We start from the raw sequence: 23810 nt of genomic DNA, 5'->3' as shown, positions 1-23810 counted from the left end.
TTCAAATAGTTGTGAGTGACGGTGTTTTTTTATGGATACACATGCAGCAAAAAAACATAACGATACCCAAAACAGCGCGTTATTTCATCTTGAATGAGCCCACAGAACAAATCGAACAGGTTTGGTTTGTTTGTCATGGCTATGCGCAATTGGCCAATTACTTTATTAAAAATTTCGATGAATTGGACCCTGCAAAACATTTAATTGTTGCGCCTGAAGGATTGCATCGTTTTTATTGGAAAGGCTTTTCGGAAAGGGTGGTAGCAAGTTGGATGACAAAGGAAGATCGTGAAAATGATATTTCGGATTATGTGAACTATTTGAATCTGGTGTATGATGAAGTGATGTCATCCTTTAAAAATAGAAAGGTTAAAGTAAATATTTTGGGGTTTTCTCAAGGCACAGCAACGGTTTGTCGATGGGTTGCGAATGGGAACGTGCAGGCGGATAATTTTATTTTATGGGCAGGTGCTTTTCCTCCGGATATGAATTTTAAACAAGATAGAAGCGTGTTTGATACTTTGAAAACGTATGTTGTTGTTGGTGATGCAGACGAATTTATAAATGAAGAAGAGGTTGTCAAACAAAGTGACTTTTTGAAAAAGAATAAGATTGACTTTGAATTAATACGTTTTAAAGGGAAGCACGAAATTGATAAAACGGTTTTAAGTAATTTACAAAAACGTTTTTAGCCATTCAACTGCTTTTTCTTCGCTTGTAAAGATATGTGTCGGACGGGCAGGTTTGTTGAATTTTAAGTAGACATTTCCAACTAATTTTTGTGATAAGGATTGAATCACGTAAGCCTCTGCACTCGCATATGGGTCGGATTCGGCAGTAGCAATATAGGACCTTGCTTCGGGTGCAGGTAACGTATATTTGTGCGTAATAATCAACAATGGAAATTTTTTTCCATTCCCGATTTGTTCTAAGGCACTCACCACTTCTTTCACATCTTTAATTTCAACATCCTCACTGCTATTGATACTTACAAAAACAATTCCATCGCTTCGAAGTGCAACGAATTTGTCTTCAAAATCAACTTGTTTAATGATATCAATGGTTAGGCTTTCCATGTTTATAAAAATGTTCTTAGCCACCGCAGGGCTTCTGATTCATCCGTAAACAAACGGGTTGGTCGCACTGGTTTGTTGTAGCGAATGTAAAAGTTGCCTACAATTTTTAAAGCAACAGAATTAATCACGAATGCATCGGCAAGGGTATACATGTTACTGTCTTTACTTGCTGCAAATTTACGTGCATCGTCTCCTACTTGAATAAATTTAGTTAGAACAACCAAGTTGCAAAATGATTTTCCATTCCCGAGCGCTTTTACAACTTCTAAATGTTCTTTTAAATTTTGCAAGGTTATTTCATCAACTGAATCGATATCAAAACGGAGAATCCCTTCTTCTTGAATAGAAATCGTCCCAAGAGAAATGTTTATTTTGTCTAGTATTTGCACTTGTTGGTCGACTCAAATTTAGTATTAGTCGATGCGAAGTTAGTCAAAAATAGTTGAAAAAGCCAGCGCTAAAATGTAAAATTTGTATGTAGGTACATACAATTAGCGTATCTTTGCACAAAATCTGACCTCCCCCTTATGAAACTATTATATAATTACCTGAAAAGATACAGATGGCTTGTTGTTTTAGCCTTGGTATTGGCCGCCATCAATCAAATTTTTTCACTCATTGATACTTATATCTTCAGTCGAATTGTTGACGACTTTGCAACAACACCTCATATAAAAACGGAGCACCACGATGTGTTAACACGTTATCAGTTTGTAAAAGGTGTTGGGCTGCTTATCTTATTAGGAATGGGCGCTGCCATGGTTTCCAGGATAGCTAAAAACTTTCAGGATTATTTTGTAAATGTCATTACGCAAAAACTAGGTGCTCAAATTTATTCGGATGGATTAAAACATTCATTGGAATTGCCCTATCAGGTTTTTGAAGATCAACGCAGCGGTGAAACATTAGGTAAACTTCAAAAAGTTCGTATTGATGTCGAAAAGTTAATCATGGCCTTTGTTAGCATTCTCTTCACATCCTTAGTTGGAGTTGTCTTCGTGATGATTTATGCCGTTAACATTCACTGGATGATTGCGGTGGTTTACTTTTCTGCTGTTCCTATTTTAGCGTTTATTTCTTCTTTATTAAGTAAGAAAATAAAAATCATTCAGAAAAAAATCGTTGGTGAAACCACTGCATTAGCGGGTTCAACCACCGAATCGCTTCGCAACATTGAGTTGATTAAAAGTTTAGGTTTGGCCGATCAGGAAATCAAGCGACTGAATGATACCACCGTGAAAATATTGGGATTGGAATTGAAGAAAGTACGCTACATCCGCAGTATCAGCTTTATCCAAGGAACGTTCGTGAATTTTTTAAGAAGCAGTATTCTTTTTCTTTTGTTGTATTTTATTTTCGGGGATGTCATGTCGCTCGGACAGTTGTTTGCGATGCAGATCTATTCGTTCTTTATCTTCGGACCACTTCAGGAATTGGGAAATATCATTAACATTTATCGTGAAGCGGAAGTCTCCCTTGATAATTTTAAAGCCATCTTAGACACACCAAAAGATGTAAAACCAAACCAACCGGTAAGCATTAAGGGAATTGAAAAATTGGAGTTTTTAAATGTGAGCTTTAAACATCAATCTGCAAACAACAATGCCTTGGATGGTATTTCTTTTGATGCTAAGAAGGGTGAAACCATAGCATTTGTGGGGCCTTCCGGCTCCGGAAAAACCACCTTGGTGAAATTGTTGGTTGGATTGTATCCTCCGCTGGATGGAAAAATTGAATACAACGGAAACAATTATAATACCATCGACTTGGATGAATTGCGCTCTCAAATTGGATTTGTTACACAAGACACACAACTTTTTTCCGGAACAATCAAAGAAAATTTATTGTTTGTTGCTCCGAATGCAACCGATGAAGAATGTTTGGATGTATTACACAAAGCAGCATGCCATAGTTTATTAGCACGTGCTGAAAACGGTATCAACACCATGATTGGTGAAGGTGGGGTGAAAGTATCGGGTGGTGAAAAACAACGTTTATCCATTGCACGAGCACTTTTGCGTAAGCCTTCTTTACTTGTATTTGATGAAGCTACTTCGTCCTTGGATTCAATTACTGAAGAAGAAATCAGTAATACGGTGAAGTCACTTTCTGAAAATAAAAATCAGGTAACCATCATGATTGCCCATCGCTTGAGTACCATCATGCATGCGGATAAAATTTTCTGCTTGGAAAAAGGTAAAATTACGGAGTTTGGAAAACACGATGATTTGCTTGCTCAGAAGGGGTTGTACTATGCAATGTGGAGACAACAGATTGGTGAACGAGTTTAATGTAGCAGTGAATAAAGATTTGATTTTTATAACGTATGTGCTCAAAAAGGCAACGTTAAAAAATCAACCAACTACTTCAAACTAAAGAAGTGAACTAGAATTGCAAGGGAATCAAAAACAAGTCTTTTTTCTGAGCTTTCGTTTTTGGAGTCTTTGTTTTATTTCTTTTTCTTGCGGACATGAATAGGGTTGATTACAATTGGACAAAAACTATTTTTAAACCACACTTTTTTCTTTTCGAAGCCGCCTAACTTATTGTCGTATACCAAACAATAATATCCTTTCGCATATTCCGAAATGTTTAATGAATTTCCATAACCTTGCTTTACAATTGCTCCGTAAGGATTGTAAACAATGAAATACGTATCACTTGTAAATTCTAATAATTGATTTTTGTTTTTTACAGTATAATTTACCGGTTCCTTTTTGGAGTAATAGGTTACTGCATCTGAAAACTTACTCATCTTATCGTATCCCTTTTGTTTTACTCTGAATTTATTCTCTCCACTGTTTAAAATAACCGGGACAGAGTAGGAGTTAGGGGTCGGACTACCAATTCCATTTATTTTTGCAACCGTTACCCATTTATCGAAAATATATTGTTCGACAATATATGGCAAGGAACCAGATTCGTTTTTTGCGGTCCAACTCACCATTCCATCTTTACTGATTTTGAAAGATTGGATCTCGAAAGTGGCCATCACTTTTTCTGCCTTGATGTCGCTCTCTTTTTCACCAATTTTGATGTTTTTGTCATCTCCTGCAACGGATGCCACAGGCAACAAAAAAACAAACGCTAAAAATGACAATACGTAAAGTGCTCTTTTCATAGCAGTTATGAATTAGGATTTTATAGAACAAAATTAAAGCACTTGACTGCGACTTTTTAACTTGGGAATTAAAGTAATGAACATGTGGGTGTTAATTACGTCTGTATGTTTAATAAAATTAGTGGTTTTGTCAATTGTTAATACTGTTAATAACCTTGAGAGGTTTGTTGAATAGGACTTGTGGGGCGACTTTTGGGAAGGAGTTAGTTGGAAGGCTTGTTTCTCTTAATAAATAGTTAAGATTTATCTTCTTCTGAAGCTTGAGTGCTTATTTGAAATCCCGTACAGTTACAAAAACCGTCTTGAATTGCTTTTTACAGCCATTTGCATCCATTTCTGTAACGTTAATGCAACCGCTGGAGGCGCCCCAATTCAATGTGATGGAATTGGTGTTTTGGTCGGTCACCAATGTGCATCCTTCCGGAAAAGTCCATTCGTAGGTACAACCGTTAGTAAGTGGTACCGAATAGGTTACCGTTTGTTTTAACAATGCTTCGTGCGGACCATCAATCTCCGGTGCTTTTAACAATCCGAAATCATAAGCTGTCCACAAGGTGGAATTGTAATTTTTATCTTTCGAGAAAAAACCTCTTCGTCCACCTTGGTTTTTACATTTGCCGGGATCAACCAACAAAGCATGACTCAATTTATCTACTTTGTAAAAAACAACTGCTTCTTTTTTTGTCGGACTGTTGTAAGCCAAACGATGAATGTCTTTTACATTTAAATAACCATCAATGGTTTCGGTCGGTGTTGTGCTGATATGGTGCAAGCTGGTCCACTGTTTCATAATCTCAACACCATTGCGTTTGTTTACAATCCAATCGCTGTTGCCTTGATAAATAATCATGCGGGGGTATTCACCTTTGTAATTGGGATTTTGTTTGCGAACAATGTTTGCCCATTTCTCTGCAGGCTTTACACGCCAACCTAAAAAGGCCATTGCTGCACTTACATAGCCATTGCCTGCTTTGTATGCACCACCGGCAAACACTGCCCCCGAATTAAATGTTTCCGGATAATCGGCCATCATGACGACACTCATCGCGGCTCCGGCAGATAAGCCGGTAATAAATATTTTGGAAGAATCAATCGCATAGTTGGCCTGCATATACTCCACCATTTTTTTGATGGATGCATTTTCTCCGCGACCTTTATTTGTGTGTTTGCGCTTGTACCATCTGAAACATTTTTCAGGATTATTAAAAAAACGTTGTTGTGGATATAAAACATAAAAACCATTTTCATCGGCCAACTTACTCCATCCCGATTGCTTTTGTACTTTGGTTGCGCATTGCAAACAGCCATGCAAAACAACGACCATGGGTGCAGGTTTTGATTTGTCTGCATTGGGTGGTGTATGTAGGTACATTTTTAAATGACCTTTGTTTTTTCCAAAATGACGAACACGTTTTAAATCCTGGGAAAATGAAATATGAAAAAAGAAAAAGGTAAGAAGGAGGAGGAGAATATTTTTTTTGTTCATGCTTAATTTCTTTCTTGTAAAGAAACGAAAAAAATGCCTTCGTGTTATTAAACTAACCTTCAAAACAATTTATTGAAAACGATTTTTTTACGGAATCTTTTTTTTCAAGCATCTCCCTCTTGGCTCATCTCCTTCATGGAGTACAATTTCGGAGTGAAGAAACTTTACCGCTTCTTCAGAACCTTTCACTTTGATTTCACTGCGTGCAATCATTTCTGATTCAAATTCAGTTAATACACTTTTCCGGATTCCCATTTCTCTCCAGTTTGAGAATGGTCTGCATCCTTTGGCGATTGCGCGAGCCAAAGCCAATGCATCCAGCAATGCTTGGTTTGCTCCTTGTCCTTTAAACGGACTCATCGGATGTGCCGCATCACCAATCAGTGCTACTGCTCCTGCTTTTTCCAATAATTCTATTGTAAGCATTTCTCTGTCGTACACTGGATAGCCGGAAATGTGTGCTTCTGGAGTTGCTGCTAAAATCTGTGGAATAGGAGTATGCCATTGTGTTCTGTTGCATGCTTCTTGCTTTAGCGCCTGGGAACCTTGAGCACTCAAAGCCTTTGCGTCTTCTTCCGACATTGGAAAACTCAGTTGCCACATTACGGTGTCGGACGAATAGGGCATCACATATATTCGTTCATGACCATTTGCAGTTTGAAATACAGTGGCTGAATCCAGTAATTCACTTTCCAGTCCTTCGAGTGCTTTGAGCGGACAAATGCCCAATATCACAATACAACCAAGATACTGCAATGGAGTAATTTCGTCACCAATCACCAACTTGCGCACCGAACTACGAATGCCATCTGCTCCAACCACAAGGTCTGCTTTTGCACTTTTTATTGTTCCATCCACTTGAAAATTTAGCTCGATACTTTTGTCTGCAGATTCTTTCCAACTCAGCAATTGATGTCCCCACTGCACGGCATTTTCTCCACCCAGTTGCTCAAGCAATGCAAACCGTAATGCTTGTCGAGCGATATGCACATTCGTGCGCTTGGGAACTTTTTTAGCATTCGTTTGCATCCATTTTCGCATTCCCCATTCCCCAATTATTTTTCCTTCTGTAGTATGTACCACATGTCTGGTTGAAACCACACCTTCCTTCAACGAAAAAATGCCCAAGCCTTCAATGGCCTTGCTGGCTTGTTGGAGTGTGAGTCCATAACCTTGAGCGCGCGCATCAAAGCTATTATCACGTTCAAATAATGTAAAAGGAATACCGCGATGCAAGCAGGCTACAGCCAATGCTACTCCGCCAATGCCGCCACCAATAATTGCAACATGAGGGTAATTTTCTGTATCTGCTTTTGGAGGATTTGGAGAAGGAAGCAAGCCGGAGCCGGAACATTTTACACAAGCAGAGAGATGTCCCTTCGGGCGAATAGGAGGCAATCCAGTATTTTTTGATTTTTCAAATTGGTCAACAGCCATTTGGTAGCGGAGTCGAACGCTCTTGCGGAGTCGTTGACTTTTTTTACCGCGCCCCAGACATTCCGGACAAATCATCCAGTAGGCTTCTTCCTTTACCACCTTTTCGATTAATTGATTTTAGATTATGGGTAATGATGTATCTTTTTAAAAATCCTTATACAACAAATACTTTTTTCTGATGACTTTAAATTTTGTAATACCAGGATCCCAACTTTTGCGGATTGCATCTTCGTTTACTCCGTCTTTAATTTGTTGTTGCAAGGTAGCATTGCCGGCATGGAAATTAAAATTTTCATCAAAGAATTTTGATTTGTCAGGAGTGTTCGCATACGTACCGATCAACCAAAATAAATAAATTTTCTTGGTGTCTTTCATGTATTCTTTCCCAAACTCGGATAAGTTATGCCCTTTGCATTCGATGCCTTTGTACTTTGGCTCCATCGCTCCCGGCTTAGGTTGTGGCGTAAATTTATAATTGGCTTTTTCTAAAACCGGACTCCCAATTACTTGAAACGGGAAGTCGGTTCCGCGTCCCACCGAAATTTGTGTGCCTTCAAACAATCCTAAACTTGGATATAAATATACCGAACTCATATTCGGTAAGTTGGGTGATGGACGAATACCCAATTCAAACATGTCGTTATGTGAATAGTTGGTAATGGTAATCACTTTTAAATTACATTTTACTCCACCTTTTAACCAACCTTCACCATTAATCATTTGTGCATATTCACCAATGGTTAATCCATATACAATTGGAACTGGATGTAAACCTAAAAACGATTTATAAGCATCCTCCAAAACAGGTCCGTCAATATAATGCCCGTTTGGATTCGGACGATCCAATACAATTACTTGTTTGTTGTTTTCGGCACAGGCTTCCATCACATAATGCAAGGTAGAGAGGTAGGTATAAAAACGAACGCCCACATCTTGTATGTCGAAAATTACCACATCCACATCTTTTAAATCCGCTGCCGATGGTTTTTTGTTTTTGCCATAAAGTGATATAATACTCAATCCGGTCTTTGCATCTTTTTCGGTTGCCACTTTTTCTCCGGCATCCACCAAGCCACGGAAACCATGCTCCGGACAAAATACTTTTTTAACGGAAACTTTTAAGGCAATCAGACTGTCTACTAAATGGGTGGTTTTAATAACAGAAGACTGGTTGGCGACTACTGCTATCGATTTGCCTTTTAATAACGGAAGGTATTCGGTTGTGCGGTCGGCTCCCACTTTTAAATCATTTATGGTTTTAACAGCCGTTTCTATTTTGGTAATGCCTTGCGCGTTGGCAAAAGCTGCAAATAGAAGCAGTGTTGCAATTGTAAAGATTTCTCGATAAGCTCTAAATAACATTGGCGGTAAAAGAGTATTTTTGTAAATCATATAATCTAAACAAAGCTACTAAATTTTGAACATCGAACGTTTCATTGCTAAACGAATCCTTTCCGGTTCAAGTGCTTCTCATCAACTTTCGCGCCCAATTGTGCGCATTTCGGTGTTGGGCATTACACTCGGCTTGGCGGTAATGATATTGGCGGTAGCGGTAGTAACCGGTTTTCAAAACGAAATCAAAGGAAAGTTGATTGGCTTTAACTCACATATTCAAATCTCCAATTACGATAACAATATTAGTGCAGAACCGAAACCCATCAGCCGAATTCAACCTTTTTTGCCGGAGATTAACTCCAATCCGGAAATTAAACACATTTCGGTATATGCCACCAAAAGCGGTATTGTAAAAACAAAAACGGATAACGAAGGAATTGTTTTAAAAGGAATTGCTTCGGATTACGATTGGACTTTTTTGAACAAATGTTTTGTGGAAGGGAAAGCATTGGATTTAACAGCGGATACCGTTTCCAAAAACATTGTAATCTCCAAACACATTAGCGATAAACTGAATTTGAAATTAAACGATAAAATGATCATCTATTTTATTGTTGATCGGTTTGATAGTTTAGGAACAAAAGTGAGGACCGAAACTGCTGCCAAAGATTTTTACATTTCAGGGATTTATGAAACCGGCTTGGAAGATATTGATAAAACGTTGGTGTTGTCTGATATCAAACGCATTCAGAAAATGAACGGCTGGCAAGAGGATGAAGTTGCAGGTTTTGAAATTGCAATTAAAGATTATAAAAAGATTGATGACATCGGTTATGATGTGGATGGGTTAATCGGACAAGGGTTGGTGGCGATGACCATCAAGCAAACAAATCCAGCTATTTTTTCGTGGCTGGAAATGATTGATGTGAATGTAATTGTGGTGTTGGTATTGATGGTGATTGTAGCCGGCATCAATATGATTTCGGCCTTGTTGATTTTGATTTTGGAACGCACCAACATGATTGGAATTTTGAAAGCGATGGGCGCAAGTAATGGAAGCGTTCAGAAAATATTTTTGTACAACTCTGTGTATCTAATCGGAAAAGGATTGCTGTGGGGAAATATTTTTGGAATTGCGATTGCACTTCTTCAGCAACACTTTGGTATTTTTAAGTTGGATGAAAAAATATATTACATCTCACAAATTCCGATACATTTAAATTTGATGGATGTTTTACTATTGAATCACGGAACATTGCTATGTTGTTTATTGATGTTAATTATTCCGAGCTTTATCGTTTCGAAAATTACTCCCGTGAAAGCGATACGCTTCAGTTAGGTACAGAAAACGAATAAAACGAATCTGTGTTTGTTATTTATTATGTTCAAGAACAATGACTCTCAATGCATTAATATTCTGCTTTAAATTTGTATTTTTGGCTCCTCAAAGAAAACTTAGATTCGTAAATTCGTAATAATTCGCTATCCGTAATATGAAAAAGACCTGTGATAACATTTTAGGAACAATTGGTAATACTCCGATGGTTCGTATCAATAACCTGACAAAAGGCCTAAAAGCAACAGTATATGCAAAAGTAGAAACCTTTAATCCCGGAAACTCGATTAAGGATCGTATGGCGTTGAAGATGATTGAAGACGCAGAAAAAGATGGACGATTAAAACCGGGTGGAACCATCATTGAAGGAACCAGCGGGAATACCGGAATGGGGTTGGCAATTGCTGCGATTATCAAAGGATACAAATGTATTTTTACTACAACCGATAAACAATCAAAAGAAAAAGTTGATGCTTTACGTGCTTTTGGTGCGGATGTAATTGTTTGTCCGACTGACGTTGAACCGGAAGATCCACGTTCTTATTATTCCGTTTCGTCACGTTTAGTTGCTGAAGTAGAAAATGCATGGAAACCCAATCAATACGATAACTTAAGTAACTCACAAGCACATTACGAACAAACCGGTCCGGAAATCTGGGAACAAACAGAAGGAAAGATTACTCACTTAGTAGTGGGTGTTGGAACAGGTGGAACCATTTGTGGAACTGGAAGATATTTAAAAGAGAAAAACCCAACCATCAAAGTATGGGGAATTGATACGTATGGCTCGGTTTTTAAAAAATACAAGGAAACCGGAATCTTTGATAAAAACGAAATTTACCCTTACATCACCGAAGGTATCGGAGAAGATTTTTTACCACAAAATGTGGATTTCAGTATCATCGATCGTTTTGAAAAAGTTACGGATAAAGATGCAGCCATCATGACACGTGAAATTACCAAACGAGAAGGAATTTTTGCAGGTAACTCTGCAGGATCAGCGATGGCCGGATTGTTACAGTTGAAAGATGAATTGAAAGAAGGTGATCTAGTCGTGGTAATTTTCCATGATCATGGAACACGTTATTTAGGAAAAATGTTCAACGATGAGTGGATGATGGAAAAAGGATTCTTTGATAAAAAAGGATTGGTAGCGAAAGATTTGGTAAACAACAATACCAACGGAAAATTGATCACCATCGAAAGCACGGATACTGTAGGAAATGCAGTAGCATTGATGAACAAGATGGATATTTCTCAGATTCCTGTTTCGCATGATAAACGAATTGTTGGTTCTTTAAACGAGAGCATGTTGTATCAAAAGATTATCGCAAATCCAGATATTAAAAATCAAAAGATTGAAACCATCATGGCGGCTCCATTTCCGTTTGTAGATATTTCTACACCGATTGATTCATTATCGGCAATGGTGAACGATAAAAATTTAGCAGTATTGGTAAAGGATTTTAAATTGGATAAAACCTATATCATTACGTGTTATGATATTATGAATGCTTTAACAAAGTAATATGTTAATTGGGTTAAATGGGGTAATTTAGGCAAAACCTAAATTACCCCATTTAACTTATTTGACTTTTTTCCTGATGTCTATCTTCACCGACCAACTTAATCGTAAAATCGAATTATCCTCTCCACCAAAAAGGATTATCTCCCTTGTGCCTTCCCAAACAGAATTGTTATACGATTTGGGTTTGCGTGATGAGGTGATTGGGATTACCAAATTTTGTATCCACCCAGATGAATGGTTCAAAACCAAAACGCGTATTGGAGGAACCAAACAAATTGATTTTGAAAAAATAAAAGCACTGCAACCCGATTTAATCATTGGTAATAAGGAGGAAAATGAGCAAAAGCAGATTGAATTATTAATGAAGGATTACAATGTCTGGATGAGTGATATTTATACGTTAAAAGATGCGTATGATATGATCACCCGGGTGGGAACCTTGGTAGGAAAACAACAAGAAGCCACTTTTCTCAAGCTTAGAATTGAATCTGGATTTAATCAATTCAAGCAACCAACAACGAACAACGAACAACCAACAACGGCCTATTTCATCTGGAACAATCCTTACATGGTTGCCGGCAGAAATACATTCATCAACGAGCTGTTATGGGTATGCGGATTAAAAAATATTTTTGAGGGACGATACCCGGAAGTAACAGGAGTAGAAATTACCGCATCAAAGCCACAAGTAATCTTGTTGTCTTCCGAACCTTATCCTTTTAAAGAAAAACACATTCATGAATTAAAAGCGATTTGTCCGGATGCACACATTTTAATTGTAGATGGCGAATTGTTTTCTTGGTATGGTTCACGTTTATTAAAATCTCCGGAATATTTTAAGCAACTAATTGAAGAAATTACGTCTAAACCATAGTCGATTAGTTCGCTTATATATTGGTTTATTGGTCTGTTTTACCTTTTAGGATGTAATTTTTCAATTTTCAATCTTCCAATCTTCCAATTCCTTTGATATTATTAGTAGCTTTGTGAAGCAACAAAAAACAATGACTTTTTTAAAGCCAATATTTCTTTTCTGTATTCTTTTTGTATCGCTGTTTCTTTCTCCAAATTCTGCTCAAGCACAAAAAGTAGGTGTTGTATTAAGTGGAGGTGCGGCCAGTGGTATTGCCCATATTGGGGTTTTGAAGGCGCTGGAAGACAACAATATCCCGATTGATTACATTACAGGTACCTCCATGGGTGCATTGATTGGTTCGTTGTATGCCATGGGATATTCTCCGGAACAGCTGGAAGCATTGGTAAAAACGGAGCGTTTTAAAAATTGGTCAGAAGGAATTGTAGATCAGAAATACGCCTATTACTTTAAGCGAACCGATGACAATGCCTCTTGGGTAACGTTTAAATTATCTCTCGACTCCGCTTTTGTTTCCACATTGCCTACCAATCTCATATCTCCGGTTGCAATGGATTTTGGAATGATGGAATTGGCTGCTGGACCATCAGCGGTGGCCAATTATAATTTTGATAGTTTGTTTATTCCCTTTCGTTGTGTGGCATCGGATATCGAAAAAAAGGAATCCGTTGTTTTTAGGAAGGGGGATTTGGCTGAAGCCGTGCGAGCATCCATGTCGTATCCGTTTTACATTAAACCCATTTTAGTGGATGGCAAATTGTTGTTTGATGGAGGTTTGTATAATAATTTTCCCTCCAATGTAATGTATGAGGAATGTTTTCCTGATTTTATGATTGGTAGCAATGTGAGTGGAAATAATCCTCCACCGGATGAAGACAATTTATTGTCGCAAATCAAATCGATGTTGCAAAGCAAATCCAATTACGATATTTTATGTGAAGGAGGAGTGATTATTGAACCCAAAACAGATGTGGGTTTGTTTGAGTTTGGCGACTTGCAGCCCCTTATTGATAGTGGTTACGCTGCTGCAATGCGACAGATGGATTTTATAAAAACATTTGTAGAGCAACGCAGAACGAAAGAAGAATTAACAATCAAACGAAGTAATTTTAAGAGTTCGGAACCGAAGATTGTTTTTGATAATATTTATATCGAAGGATTAAATAAAAAACAATCGGAATATGTGAGAAAGGTATTGCGTCATAAAAATAAAGTGGTGAATCTGGAAGATATGAAGGAAGGATATTTCCGGTTGTCTGCCGACAATAAAATCAAATACATTTATCCGAAAGTCAAATACAATGCAAAAACAGGGTATTACGATTTGTATTTGCGAATTAAAAAAGAACGGAATCTGATTACGGATTTTGGCGGAAATTTTTCAAACCGTCCGATTAGTGACGGTTATATAGGTGTTCAGTACAACTATTTAGGAAAATTTGCAGCGGGAATTATGGCCAATGCCTATTTTGGAAAATTATACAGTTCCATTCAATTGAAAACACGCTTCGATTTTCCAACACGTGTTCCTATATTTATTGAACCCAATGCAACATGGAATAAGTGGGATTATTACAAAAGCAGTAGCGCATTTTTGGAAGACACCAAGCCGGCCTATTTAATTCAAAATGAAGAGCACGGTGGTTTGGATATTGGTTTTCCCACAGGCAAAAAGGGCCGTATTGTTGGTGGAGCATCCGTAGCGCGTTTAACCGATCGTTATTATCAAACGCCATTTTTTGTTCAGTTGGATACGGCCGATCAAACCAATTTTGATGTGTTTTCTGTGAAAGGTTATTATGAAATTAATTCGTTGAATAGAAAACAGTATGCCAATCAAGGAGAGTTTTTAAGAATTAGTGCCCGTTATGTAAACGGGATTGAAATCAATACTCCAGGATCCACTTCCTTGGATACAGCTGAAAATTCAAATCACCACGAATGGGCTGTTTTTAAGCTGACTGGTGAGCGTTATTTTAATCGGAGGGGAACCGTCAAAATTGGAGTGTTTGGAGAAGGTGTGTATTCTACACAAACACTCTTTCAGAATTATACGTCCAGTATTTTATCCGCTCAAGCTTTTCAACCGAGTCCGGATAGTAAAACCATCTTCAATGAAAATTATCGGACCCATAAATATGTGGCAGGTGGAGTAAAATTTGTCGTCAACATTCGAAAAAATATCGAGTTTCGGATGGAAGGTTATATCTACCAACCCTATCAGGTATTGATAAAAACGGCCGATTTGAAAACGGAATTTGGAGTTCCTTTTGCATTACAACATTATATTGCAAATGCAGGTTTTGTATGGCATACTCCGGTTGGACCGATGAGCATTACCGCCAATTATTATGATCAGGTGAAAGATCCTGTTTCCATCCTTTTCCATTTCGGATACATCATTTTTAACAAAAGAGCCTTAGATTAGGCTTAACTATCTGGTAATCAATTCTTTTTGATATTTACTATATTTTACATAAGTTTGCACCCCAATTTGAGGAGGATATATAATATAAGTATGCTCTTCTTAGGCGAAAAATAAAAAACAATAATTAATTAAAACTATGAACGAATACGTAATTTATTTAGTGCCCGCTTTAGGGATTTTAGGATTGCTGGTAATGGCAATTAAATCGGCTTGGGTTAGTAAGCAAGATGCCGGTGATAAAAACATGCAAGAGCTTGCCGGTTATATTGCCGATGGAGCCATGGCATTTTTAAAGGCAGAATGGAAAGTACTTAGTATTTTCGTTGTGTTTGCTGCTGCATTATTAGCTTATTCAGGAACAATTCATGAAGTGAACGGAAAGCCGATTCACTCCAGCTGGATTATTTCAATCTCCTTTATCATTGGAGCGGTATTTTCTGCTACAGCAGGATATATTGGTATGAAGGTAGCAACGAAAGCAAACGTTCGTACAACACAAGCCGCTCGTACTAGTTTAAAACAAGCCTTAAAAGTATCCTTCACCGGTGGAACCGTAATGGGATTAGGTGTTGCCGGATTAGCTGTTTTAGGTTTAGGTGGATTGTTCATAGCTTTCTTATCTATATTCAGCAATTTAGGTGCAGATACTGTAAAAACTGCTATCGAAGTATTAACAGGATTCTCTTTAGGAGCAGAGTCCATTGCATTGTTCGCACGTGTGGGTGGTGGTATTTATACCAAAGCAGCTGACGTTGGAGCGGATTTAGTTGGTAAAGTAGAAGCAGGTATTCCTGAAGATGATGTTCGTAACCCGGCAACCATTGCTGATAACGTTGGTGACAACGTAGGTGATGTGGCTGGTATGGGTGCCGATTTATTCGGTTCATATGTTGCAACAATTTTGGCAACGATGGTATTGGGACAAGAAATTGTGGTGGTAGATAACTTCAATGGAATGTCTCCAATTTTATTACCAATGGTGATTTGTGGTTTAGGAATTGTTTTCTCAATTGTAGGAACTTGGTTTGTTACAATTAAAGATGATAAATCAAATGTTCAAAATGCATTAAATATGGGTAACTGGGCATCAATGCTATTAACTGTTATCGCTTCTTATTTTATTGTAATGTGGATGTTGCCTGAAACATTGAATTTACGTGGATATGAATTTTCTAAGTTAAATGTATTCTTAGCGATTGTAGTTGGAACAGTGGTAGGTGCTATCATGAGTATTGTTACTGAATATTACACAGCAATGGGTAAAGCGCCAGTTTTATCAATCATTCAACAATCTTCTACCGGTCATGCGACTAACATCATCGGTGGTTTATCTGTAGGTATGAAATCAACGGTTATTCCAATTTTAACATTGGCTGCCGGAATTATGGCTTCTTATTATTTTGCAGGTTTATATGGTGTGGCAATTGCTGCTGCAGGTATGATGGCAACTACTGCTATGCAATTGGCTATTGATGCTTTTGGTCCGATTGCAGATAACGCTGGTGGTATTGCTGAAATGAGTCAATTGCCTCCTGAAGTTCGTGAACGTACAGATAATTTAGATGCTGTAGGTAACACTACTGCTGCTACCGGAAAAGGATTTGCAATTGCTTCTGCTGCATTAACTTCGTTGGCATTGTTTGCTGCGTTTGTTGGTATTGCAGGTATTGATGCAATCGATATTTACAAAGCTCCTGTATTAGCAGGTTTATTTGTTGGTGGTATGATTCCTTTTATCTTCTCAGCTTTGTGTATTCAAGCGGTTGGTAAAGCGGCAATGGACATGGTTCAGGAAGTTAGACGTCAGTTCCGCGAAATTCCAGGAATTATGGAATACAAAGCAAAACCTGAATATGAAAAATGTGTAGCCATCTCTACAAAAGCATCTATCCGTGAAATGATGATGCCCGGTGCAATTGCATTGGTTACTCCAGTAATTGTTGGTTTTATTTTCGGGCCAGAAGTATTAGGTGGTTTATTAGCGGGTGTTACGGTATCCGGTGTGTTGATGGGTATCTTCCAATCAAATGCTGGTGGTGCATGGGATAACGCTAAGAAATCATTCGAAAAAGGTGTATTGATTAATGGTGAAATGTTCTATAAAAAATCGGAACCACACAAAGCATCAGTTACAGGTGATACAGTTGGTGATCCATTTAAAGATACATCTGGTCCATCCATGAATATCTTAATTAAATTGATGTCAATCGTTTCATTAGTGATTGCTCCATACATTGCTGTAAATACTGCTGAAGCAGGAATGGCTGGTTGTGACGATCACGGTGCTCAAACAGAATGTTGTGAAGGACATGGTGCTGCAATGATGGAAGCTTGTCACGAAGGTGGAATGGGTAAGTGCGATATGACGAAATGCGCTTCAATGACAAAAGAACAATGTGCTGCAATGTGTGATTCAGTTGGTTGTACTGCTGACGAAAAAGCATATTGCATGAGCATGTACGGTGCAGATGGAAAATTTGTTGGTCCGAAATGCGACATGAACAAATGCATGAACATGAGCAAAGAAGAATGTGCAAAATATTGTGATTCTGTTGGCTGTTCTGCAGAAGAAAAAGCAATGTGTGTAAAACACGCAGGTATGCCTGCCGGACACCCGAGTGAAATGAAGGCTTGTTGCAAAGAAAAAGCTGCTGCTCCGAAAGCATGTTGCAAAGACAAAGCAGCAGCAGGAAAAGCTTGCTCAGGTGAAGGACATGGTGATAAAGGATGTATGGAAGGTTGTTCTCACGGTTGCAAAACAAAAGAAGAATGTGCTAAAAAATGTGGAGATGCTTGCGCAAAACACCACTAACTAATATTATATTTAGATTGTAAAACGCCACATTTTTGTGGTGTTTTATATTTAATGCAGGTTATGAAAGCTATTCCAAAGTGTATTATCGTAATTTTATTGTTTGTCAGTTCATACTCTTGCAAGACACAGCAGTTGAAACTTGTTTTTTTGGAAGAAAAAGAGCTAGTAGAGGTTGAAATTAATTCAGGGTGTCGAAATTCTGGTGTTTCACCAATTGCAAATGAAGAAGAGCTAAAAAACGCTATCCATAATTCAGCAATCGCTTCAATTAAGAAACTTAAGCTAAGAACTAACAAAGAAATACAGAAGTCAACTCTGAAAACGAATAAAATCGAGTATATTATAAATGAAACTTGCCTCACAAGTAATAATAATCAAGTGTATTCGTATAAAATCCGGCAAGTTTTATCGATAGAGAATATTCTAAGTAAAGAAATATTCAATTTTGAATCGGATACCTTAATTAATAATCAGCAACTTAATACGAATCAATTAGCCGTTAAAAAAGTAGACATTGCAAAATATATAAGCCCTCTTACAGAAAGTAATTATGTAAAGGCGAAAAATTATTTTAGGCAAAAAAAATAGCATAGATTTGCACTCGAAAAATTGAAATAAATACATAAACCAATAAACATGAAAAAAATTTTACTTACAGCACTTGCAATAGGTGCATTCTCTATTGCACAATCACAAGTTATATTTTTAGAAGATTTTGATGGTATTGCAGGGCCAACAGCTGGTGGGGCAGGAACGTATAACTTTCCTTCAGGATGGTCATTAGCAAACGTGGATAACAGCACTCCGAATGCTTCTGTTTCATATGTAAATGCTGCTTGGGAAAGACGTGAAGACTTTTCTTTCGCTGTAGGAGATTCTGCGGCTTTTAGTACTTCTTGGTATTCGCCAGCAGGGCCTTCCAACGATTGGATGACAACTCCTGCAATTGGCCCTTTACCGGCAAATGTTGTATTGTCATGGAATGCTGTTACGTATGATGCAGCTTATCCTGATGGATACGAAGTGCGTATTATGACGGTTCCTCCAACAGGTGGAACAGGTGTGATTGGCAATTTAATAACAGCTTCAACGGTTTTGTTTTCTACTCCGGCTGAAAATACTACTTGGACCAACAGAACAGTTAGTCTGAGTGCATACGCTGGTCAAACAGTATACATATCATTTAGAAACAATTCAGTAGATATGTTTTTATTGTTGATTGATGATGTAAAATTAGAAGTTTCTGCACCATTTGATGGAAGACTTGTTTCTTTAGATACCGTTCCAGAGTATACAATGGTTCCAAAGAGTCAAGTTTGGAATATGCCAACTTTAGCCACGATTAGTAATGTTGGAACGAGTGCACTTACAAATGTTTCACTAAGATTAAATGTATACAATGGTGCATCAACTCAGATTTACACAAATACAGGAGTTCCTGCAGCTACATTAGCTCCAGCTGCTACAGTTCAATTGAGTGCAGGAAATTATGCTATTCCAGCAACGCCAGATGTTTACACTTTCGAATATGTTGTGACACATTCCACAGCGGATAGTAATCCATTAAATGATACATTATATAATTCGATTATTGTAACGGACTCAACATATGCTCGTGATAATGGAGTTGTTACTGGTGCTTTAGGTATTGGTGCAGGTAATGGAGGTCATTTGGGTCAAGAATTTACAGTGAATTCTGTTTCTGCCTTAACTTCAGTTTCTTATTATGTAAACAGAGGATACACCGGAAGACCAACAGCTTGTGCTTTATGGAGTATGGTTGCTGGTGTGCCATCTGCAATAATAGCTACTACAGACACGATGTTATATCCAAATGACTCTGCTAGATTAATCACACTTGGAATTTCTGGTGGACCATTTGTATTAACTCCTGGTGATTATACAATCACTTCAATGGAATTTGTTGCTGATAGTACTTTAAGTTTAGCACAAACAGATAATATTTTTAAATTGGGAACAACATGGGTAAATTGGCCTACAACACCTGCTGGTGGATGGGCAAACAATGAATTTTTTGGTGTACCGGGCTTTAATAAACCTTACGTAATTCGTTTAAATTTGAACCCTGATTGTTCTGGTGTTTCTGCTAGTGCTAATTCAGTAAATGCAACATGCGCAACTTGCCCTGATGGCTCAGTTACAGCTACTACATCAGGAACTGTTGGTTCGGTTATTTATTCTTGGGCTCCTTCAGGAGGACCGTCAGCAACAGCTACAGGATTGTTACCAGGAACCTATACTGTTACTATTACCGATGCGAATGGTTGCTCTTCAACTGCAACCGCTACAGTAAGTTTCTCAACTACAATTGATCAAAATGTTGTTGATGCGAATACAACTATTTTCCCAAATCCAGGTAAAGATGTATTTACAATTAACGTTCCTTCAGCTTTTGGAACAACTACAAATGTTAGTGTGATTAATTATTTAGGTGAAATTGTATTCTCTAAATCTGTAACATTTGGTACAAAAGAAATTAATCTTTCAGAGCTTGCCTCTGGAAGTTATACTATAAGATTTACAAGCTCAGAATATACTGTAAATAAAAATCTGACAATTATTAAATAATTTTTTTTACTTAGAAAAGGGCATTCAGTTTTGAATGCCCTTTTTTTTGAAAATATTTTTTTATTGAAATGAGATATTGCTTTTATTGTTTTCTTTTGTTTTCAAATTTTTCTTTTGCTCAATCAGTTACAATAGGTTTGTTGTATCAAGATGTGACAAATCAACCTGGAACAATACTTTTCGCTCCAAATGCAAATAACACAACCTATTTAATTAATAAGTGCGGATATTATTTACATTCTTGGACCAGTGCGTATAAGCCTGGTTTATCCTCATATCTATTAGAAGATGGATTGTTGTTGCGCCCAGGTAACACAAATAATCCTACTTTTTCTGGTGGAGGTGGAGCCGGTGGAATTATTGAAAAAATAGATTGGAGTGGCTCAGTCGTATGGTCTTATCTTATTTCTGATTCCACAATGTGTCAACATCATGATATTCATCCTTTACCGAATGGAAATGTGCTTGCGCTCGTATGGGAAAAAAAAACAAAAGCAGATGCAATTCTTGCTGGAAGAGATACTAATTTTATAGGAACAACATTTTGGAATGAAAAAATTGTTGAACTTCAACCATTAGGAACAACAGGAGCAAACATTGTTTGGGAATGGAATAGTTGGGACCATTTGATTCAAGATTTTGATAGTACAAAATCAAATTTTGGTATCATTAATCAAAATCCTGGTTTAATAAACATTAACACCAATTTTTCATCATCTTCTAATCCCGATTGGTTGCATTTTAATTCAATAGATTATAATGCATCATTGGATCAAATCTTAATTAGTTCTCGTCTTACAAGTGAAATATATATTATCGATCACAGCACAACCACATTAGAAGCAGCATCTCATGCAGGAGGTAATTGTGGAAAAGGTGGAGATTTTATTTATAGATGGGGAAACCCAATTGTATACAACAGAGGTGCTGTTTCCGATCAGAAATTTTTTGGACAACATAGTGCGAATTGGATTTTACAAGGATTGGCTGGGGAAGGTGATATTATGGTTTTTAACAATGGAAAAGATCGACCTGCTGGAAATTATTCTACAGTTGAAATTATTAAAACACCAGTAGATACTTTTGGAAATTATATGGGTAGTGCAACTCTTTCTTTTCTACCCTTAGATTCGTATTGGATCTATCAAGATTCAATACCTACAGATCTGTATTCGGATAAAATTTCTGGTGCTCAGCGCATTGCAAATGGACATACCCTTATTTGTAATGGAAATAAAGGGGAGTTTATAGAAATTGATAGTCTAAATAACATCGTTTGGGAATATAAAAACCCTGTGAATGGGTTAGGGCCGAGACCACAAGGAACCAGCATTTTTAATAATGGTGTGTTCAGAACCGTGTTTTATAATTACGACTATCCCGCTTTTGGTGGGCATACACTTACACCAGGCCCGCCAATAGAATTGAGTCCGATTTCCTATTCATGTTTAGTTACTTCAAGCTCTGATATGTCGACTGATGGCGACTCACCAATTGTTTATCCAAACCCATTTGAGAAGGAGATAACTGTTAGTTTAAATACTGACGCTGAGTATAGGGTTTTTGACCTTGCAGGAAAATTAATTGATTCTGGTGAAATAGCATTGACTTCAAAGAATATTAATTTAGATAGAATAGCTCCAGGTATGTATTTGTTGCAAGTTGTAATTTCTACAAAAGAATACTTTTATAAAATAGTCAAGCTAGATTATTAATTCGGTGGTTTTTTTAAGAAAACAGATGTGTCCCATGGATTAAACCGATAATGAATGCAAATAAAGAAATAAGTCCTCCGAACAACGAAAGCTTACTCTTGGTTTTGAATAGTGAAATGCTACAAAGAATTACGGCTAATCCTCCTGCAATGACTAAATTCATTCCGGTTGTTACCATGGATTCATGTGCTGCATAAAACAATAAACTGGTGGTATTGTCTGAAAATCCTGTGTTTAATGAATCTTCTAGTGATTCTGCAGCCGGAACCAAAATAAATTGCAAATACAATGCTGTAACAAAAGATAAAACACTGAGGACGAATCCTGAAATAGAGACGACTTTCATGATGTTGCTGTTTTTAGTTTATACCTTAATTTAATAAACAATCACTTTCACAACATTCGATTTTTTGTTTGCAGTTTGGATAGAAATAAAGTAAACGCCTTTGTTGAAATCTGAAACATCAATTCTGGTATGTTGAATACCTTTTGTTGTCGTATCGCCTTTTACACGTTTTAATTCTTGTTCGAGCACATTCGTAATTGAAATCTCCACTACATCATAACTGCTGTAAACAACATTGATCATATTGTCGGCAGGATTCGGATAAACGTTTTGGATTTCAAAATCGGAAAGCGCAGTCATGTTTTCTACATCCACTGTTGAACAATAATTTTGTATAGCAACAACGGATTTGTGCAAGTTTAATCGTCCACCCGTTACTGTAATTCCTCCGCTCATGGAAGGAATAATATCTACTGCACCTAACAATGAATCTTTCACCATCAAGGCCACTCCGGCTGGATCGGATTTGTAGTTGGTCATAAATATCGGACAATTCACGGAGTACATTAATGCTACCGCACCGGCAACATGAGGCGTTGCCATCGATGTTCCGGAAATAGAAGAATATGTGTTGGAAGGATACGTAGAGGTGATATTTGTTCCTGGTGAACCCAAATCAATGGTGGTTGCTCCATAACCGCAGCTGCTGTTTTTGGCATCAGTGCGCGTGGTATTCGTTACCGCAATCATCCAATCGCTTGCACAGGCTGTAGGAATATCTCCTTGTACATCTACATTGTAATTTGCATTCGCAGTTGCTGCCGCGCTTAATATTCCTACCGAACCTAATGAATCATACATCGCACACCACAAAGGATACGATGAAGGAAATGCTAAATCGATTCCGAATGAAGAATTTGTTGAAACAACAAAAGCACCTTTGGCTCCGTTTGTTTGATTGTATAATCTGCGCTGATCCATCGCAAATGCATACGATGCCACAACATTGGCTTCAAAACTTCCTCCGGATGAACCATACGAAATAGCCATAACTTTTACATTCCAATTCACTCCGGTTACTCCTAAATTGTTATTTCCTTTTGCTCCAACCGTTCCGGATACATGTGTGCCATGACTGGATACAGAAAAATTATCGGTTGCAGTTGCTCCATTCCATCCGTCATAATCATCCACAAATCCATTCGCATCATCATCAATACCATTGTTCGGTATTTCCTGATAATTTTTCCAAAAATTTAAATCTTCTTGAGCCAAGTCAAATCCTCCATCCACAACAGCGACTACAATCGTATCGCCATCAGAAGTTAAACCACCTGTGGTGATATCCCAAGCTTCAATAGCATCAATGTCTGCATCAGCCACACCACCACTCGCACCCGTATTGTGCATGTCCCACATCACTCCGAATTGTGTATCGTTCGGGATGATACGTTCCTGAAACGTATGATTGAATTGCGCAATTTTTACCAAATGGTTTTGTTTAACGGCTCTTAAAAATAAATCAGGATTGATAACCGTTTCGTCAAATGTCATCAAGTAAATGTGCATGGATGCGGATAAGGTGCGTACCACTTTTAGATGTGTTGCAACTCCATTGATGGTCGCCAATTCTCTTGTTAGCTCTGCAGCACCGGCTTCTGAACGCAACATTACTAATACGTTGCCGGGAACAATATTTGTTTCCTGGGCTTTTGTTAATGTCGCAGTGAAAAGCAATACAAAAGAAAAGAGGAATTTAAAATTCTTCATAATGAGATAATTTT

At 37.6% G+C, this 23810-nt stretch carries 17 protein-coding genes and 1 pseudogene; 10 read left to right on the top strand and 8 right to left on the bottom strand.

Features of this window, described 5'->3' with window-relative positions; all coding sequences use genetic code 11:
- The first annotated feature begins 41 nt into the window (after positions 1-41).
- Positions 42-692, top strand: a complete 651-nt coding sequence (locus IPP64_12405) for a phospholipase (protein ID MBL0330189.1) — start codon at positions 42-44, stop codon at positions 690-692.
- Here IPP64_12405 and IPP64_12400 read toward each other — a convergent pair.
- Together IPP64_12400 and IPP64_12395 are read right to left on the bottom strand one after the other, a co-directional pair.
- Positions 675-1076 (bottom strand): hypothetical protein, encoded by a 402-nt coding sequence (locus IPP64_12400; protein MBL0330188.1) that lies wholly within the window; start codon positions 1074-1076, stop codon positions 675-677. The genes IPP64_12405 and IPP64_12400 overlap by 18 nt on opposite strands.
- Positions 1077-1078: 2 nt before the next feature.
- Positions 1079-1465: a hypothetical protein gene (locus IPP64_12395; protein MBL0330187.1), complete on the bottom strand. Its 387-nt coding sequence runs from the start codon at positions 1463-1465 to the stop codon at positions 1079-1081.
- 138 nt (positions 1466-1603) lie between these two features.
- Here IPP64_12395 and IPP64_12390 point away from each other — a divergent pair, with 138 nt between their 5' ends.
- Complete coding sequence (locus IPP64_12390; GenBank protein ID MBL0330186.1) at positions 1604-3367, top strand: ABC transporter ATP-binding protein; 1764 nt, start codon at positions 1604-1606, stop codon at positions 3365-3367.
- A gap of 158 nt (positions 3368-3525) precedes the next feature.
- Here the strand turns inward: IPP64_12390 and IPP64_12385 are convergent, their stop codons facing one another.
- The 4 genes from IPP64_12385 to IPP64_12370 all read right to left on the bottom strand — a co-directional run bounded on the left by IPP64_12385 (position 3526) and on the right by IPP64_12370 (position 8512).
- Positions 3526-4197, bottom strand: coding sequence for a hypothetical protein (locus tag IPP64_12385; GenBank protein MBL0330185.1), 672 nt, complete (start codon positions 4195-4197; stop codon positions 3526-3528).
- 268 nt (positions 4198-4465) lie between these two features.
- On the bottom strand, positions 4466-5683 hold the full coding sequence (locus IPP64_12380; protein MBL0330184.1) for a PHB depolymerase family esterase: 1218 nt from the start codon (positions 5681-5683) through the stop codon (positions 4466-4468).
- Between the two features lie 87 nt (positions 5684-5770).
- On the bottom strand, positions 5771-7195 hold the full coding sequence (locus IPP64_12375; protein MBL0330183.1) for an FAD-dependent monooxygenase: 1425 nt from the start codon (positions 7193-7195) through the stop codon (positions 5771-5773).
- A 69-nt stretch (positions 7196-7264) separates the two neighbouring features.
- A complete protein-coding gene (locus IPP64_12370) occupies positions 7265-8512 on the bottom strand; it encodes a DUF1343 domain-containing protein (protein ID MBL0330182.1) in 1248 nt (415 codons plus the stop codon).
- A 25-nt stretch (positions 8513-8537) separates the two neighbouring features.
- Between IPP64_12370 and IPP64_12365 the strand changes: the two genes are divergently transcribed.
- The 8 genes and pseudogenes from IPP64_12365 to IPP64_12330 all read left to right on the top strand — a co-directional run bounded on the left by IPP64_12365 (position 8538) and on the right by IPP64_12330 (position 21740).
- On the top strand, positions 8538-9794 hold the full coding sequence (locus tag IPP64_12365) for an ABC transporter permease (GenBank protein MBL0330181.1): 1257 nt from the start codon (positions 8538-8540) through the stop codon (positions 9792-9794).
- A gap of 154 nt (positions 9795-9948) precedes the next feature.
- Positions 9949-11319 carry a pyridoxal-phosphate dependent enzyme gene (locus IPP64_12360; protein MBL0330180.1) on the top strand — a complete coding sequence of 457 codons (1371 nt, stop codon included), beginning with the start codon at positions 9949-9951 and terminating at the stop codon, positions 11317-11319.
- A gap of 76 nt (positions 11320-11395) precedes the next feature.
- On the top strand, positions 11396-12193 hold the full coding sequence (locus IPP64_12355) for an ABC transporter substrate-binding protein (GenBank protein MBL0330179.1): 798 nt from the start codon (positions 11396-11398) through the stop codon (positions 12191-12193).
- A 130-nt stretch (positions 12194-12323) separates the two neighbouring features.
- A complete protein-coding gene (locus IPP64_12350; GenBank protein MBL0330178.1) occupies positions 12324-14621 on the top strand; it encodes a patatin-like phospholipase family protein in 2298 nt (765 codons plus the stop codon).
- Between the two features lie 136 nt (positions 14622-14757).
- A pseudogene (locus IPP64_12345) lies at positions 14758-17103 on the top strand (sodium-translocating pyrophosphatase).
- A gap of 393 nt (positions 17104-17496) precedes the next feature.
- Positions 17497-18024, top strand: a complete 528-nt coding sequence (locus IPP64_12340; protein ID MBL0330177.1) for a hypothetical protein — start codon at positions 17497-17499, stop codon at positions 18022-18024.
- A gap of 48 nt (positions 18025-18072) precedes the next feature.
- Positions 18073-20025, top strand: a complete 1953-nt coding sequence (locus tag IPP64_12335) for a T9SS type A sorting domain-containing protein (protein ID MBL0330176.1) — start codon at positions 18073-18075, stop codon at positions 20023-20025.
- A gap of 95 nt (positions 20026-20120) precedes the next feature.
- The gene (locus IPP64_12330) at positions 20121-21740 is read left to right on the top strand and encodes an aryl-sulfate sulfotransferase (GenBank protein ID MBL0330175.1); all 1620 of its coding nucleotides are present in this window, start codon (positions 20121-20123) and stop codon (positions 21738-21740) included.
- Positions 21741-21753: 13 nt separating this feature from the next.
- Here IPP64_12330 and IPP64_12325 read toward each other — a convergent pair whose 3' ends face one another.
- Complete coding sequence (locus IPP64_12325; GenBank protein ID MBL0330174.1) at positions 21754-22086, bottom strand: hypothetical protein; 333 nt, start codon at positions 22084-22086, stop codon at positions 21754-21756.
- 30 nt (positions 22087-22116) lie between these two features.
- Complete coding sequence (locus IPP64_12320) at positions 22117-23796, bottom strand: S8 family peptidase (protein ID MBL0330173.1); 1680 nt, start codon at positions 23794-23796, stop codon at positions 22117-22119.
- Positions 23797-23810 lie beyond the last annotated feature (14 nt).

The organism is Bacteroidota bacterium (assembly GCA_016722565.1).
Taxonomy (GTDB): Bacteria; Bacteroidota; Bacteroidia; order 2-12-FULL-35-15; family 2-12-FULL-35-15; genus 2-12-FULL-35-15.
Note: the sequence above shows the minus strand (reverse complement) of the source record. Positions and strands in the feature narration are given on the sequence as shown.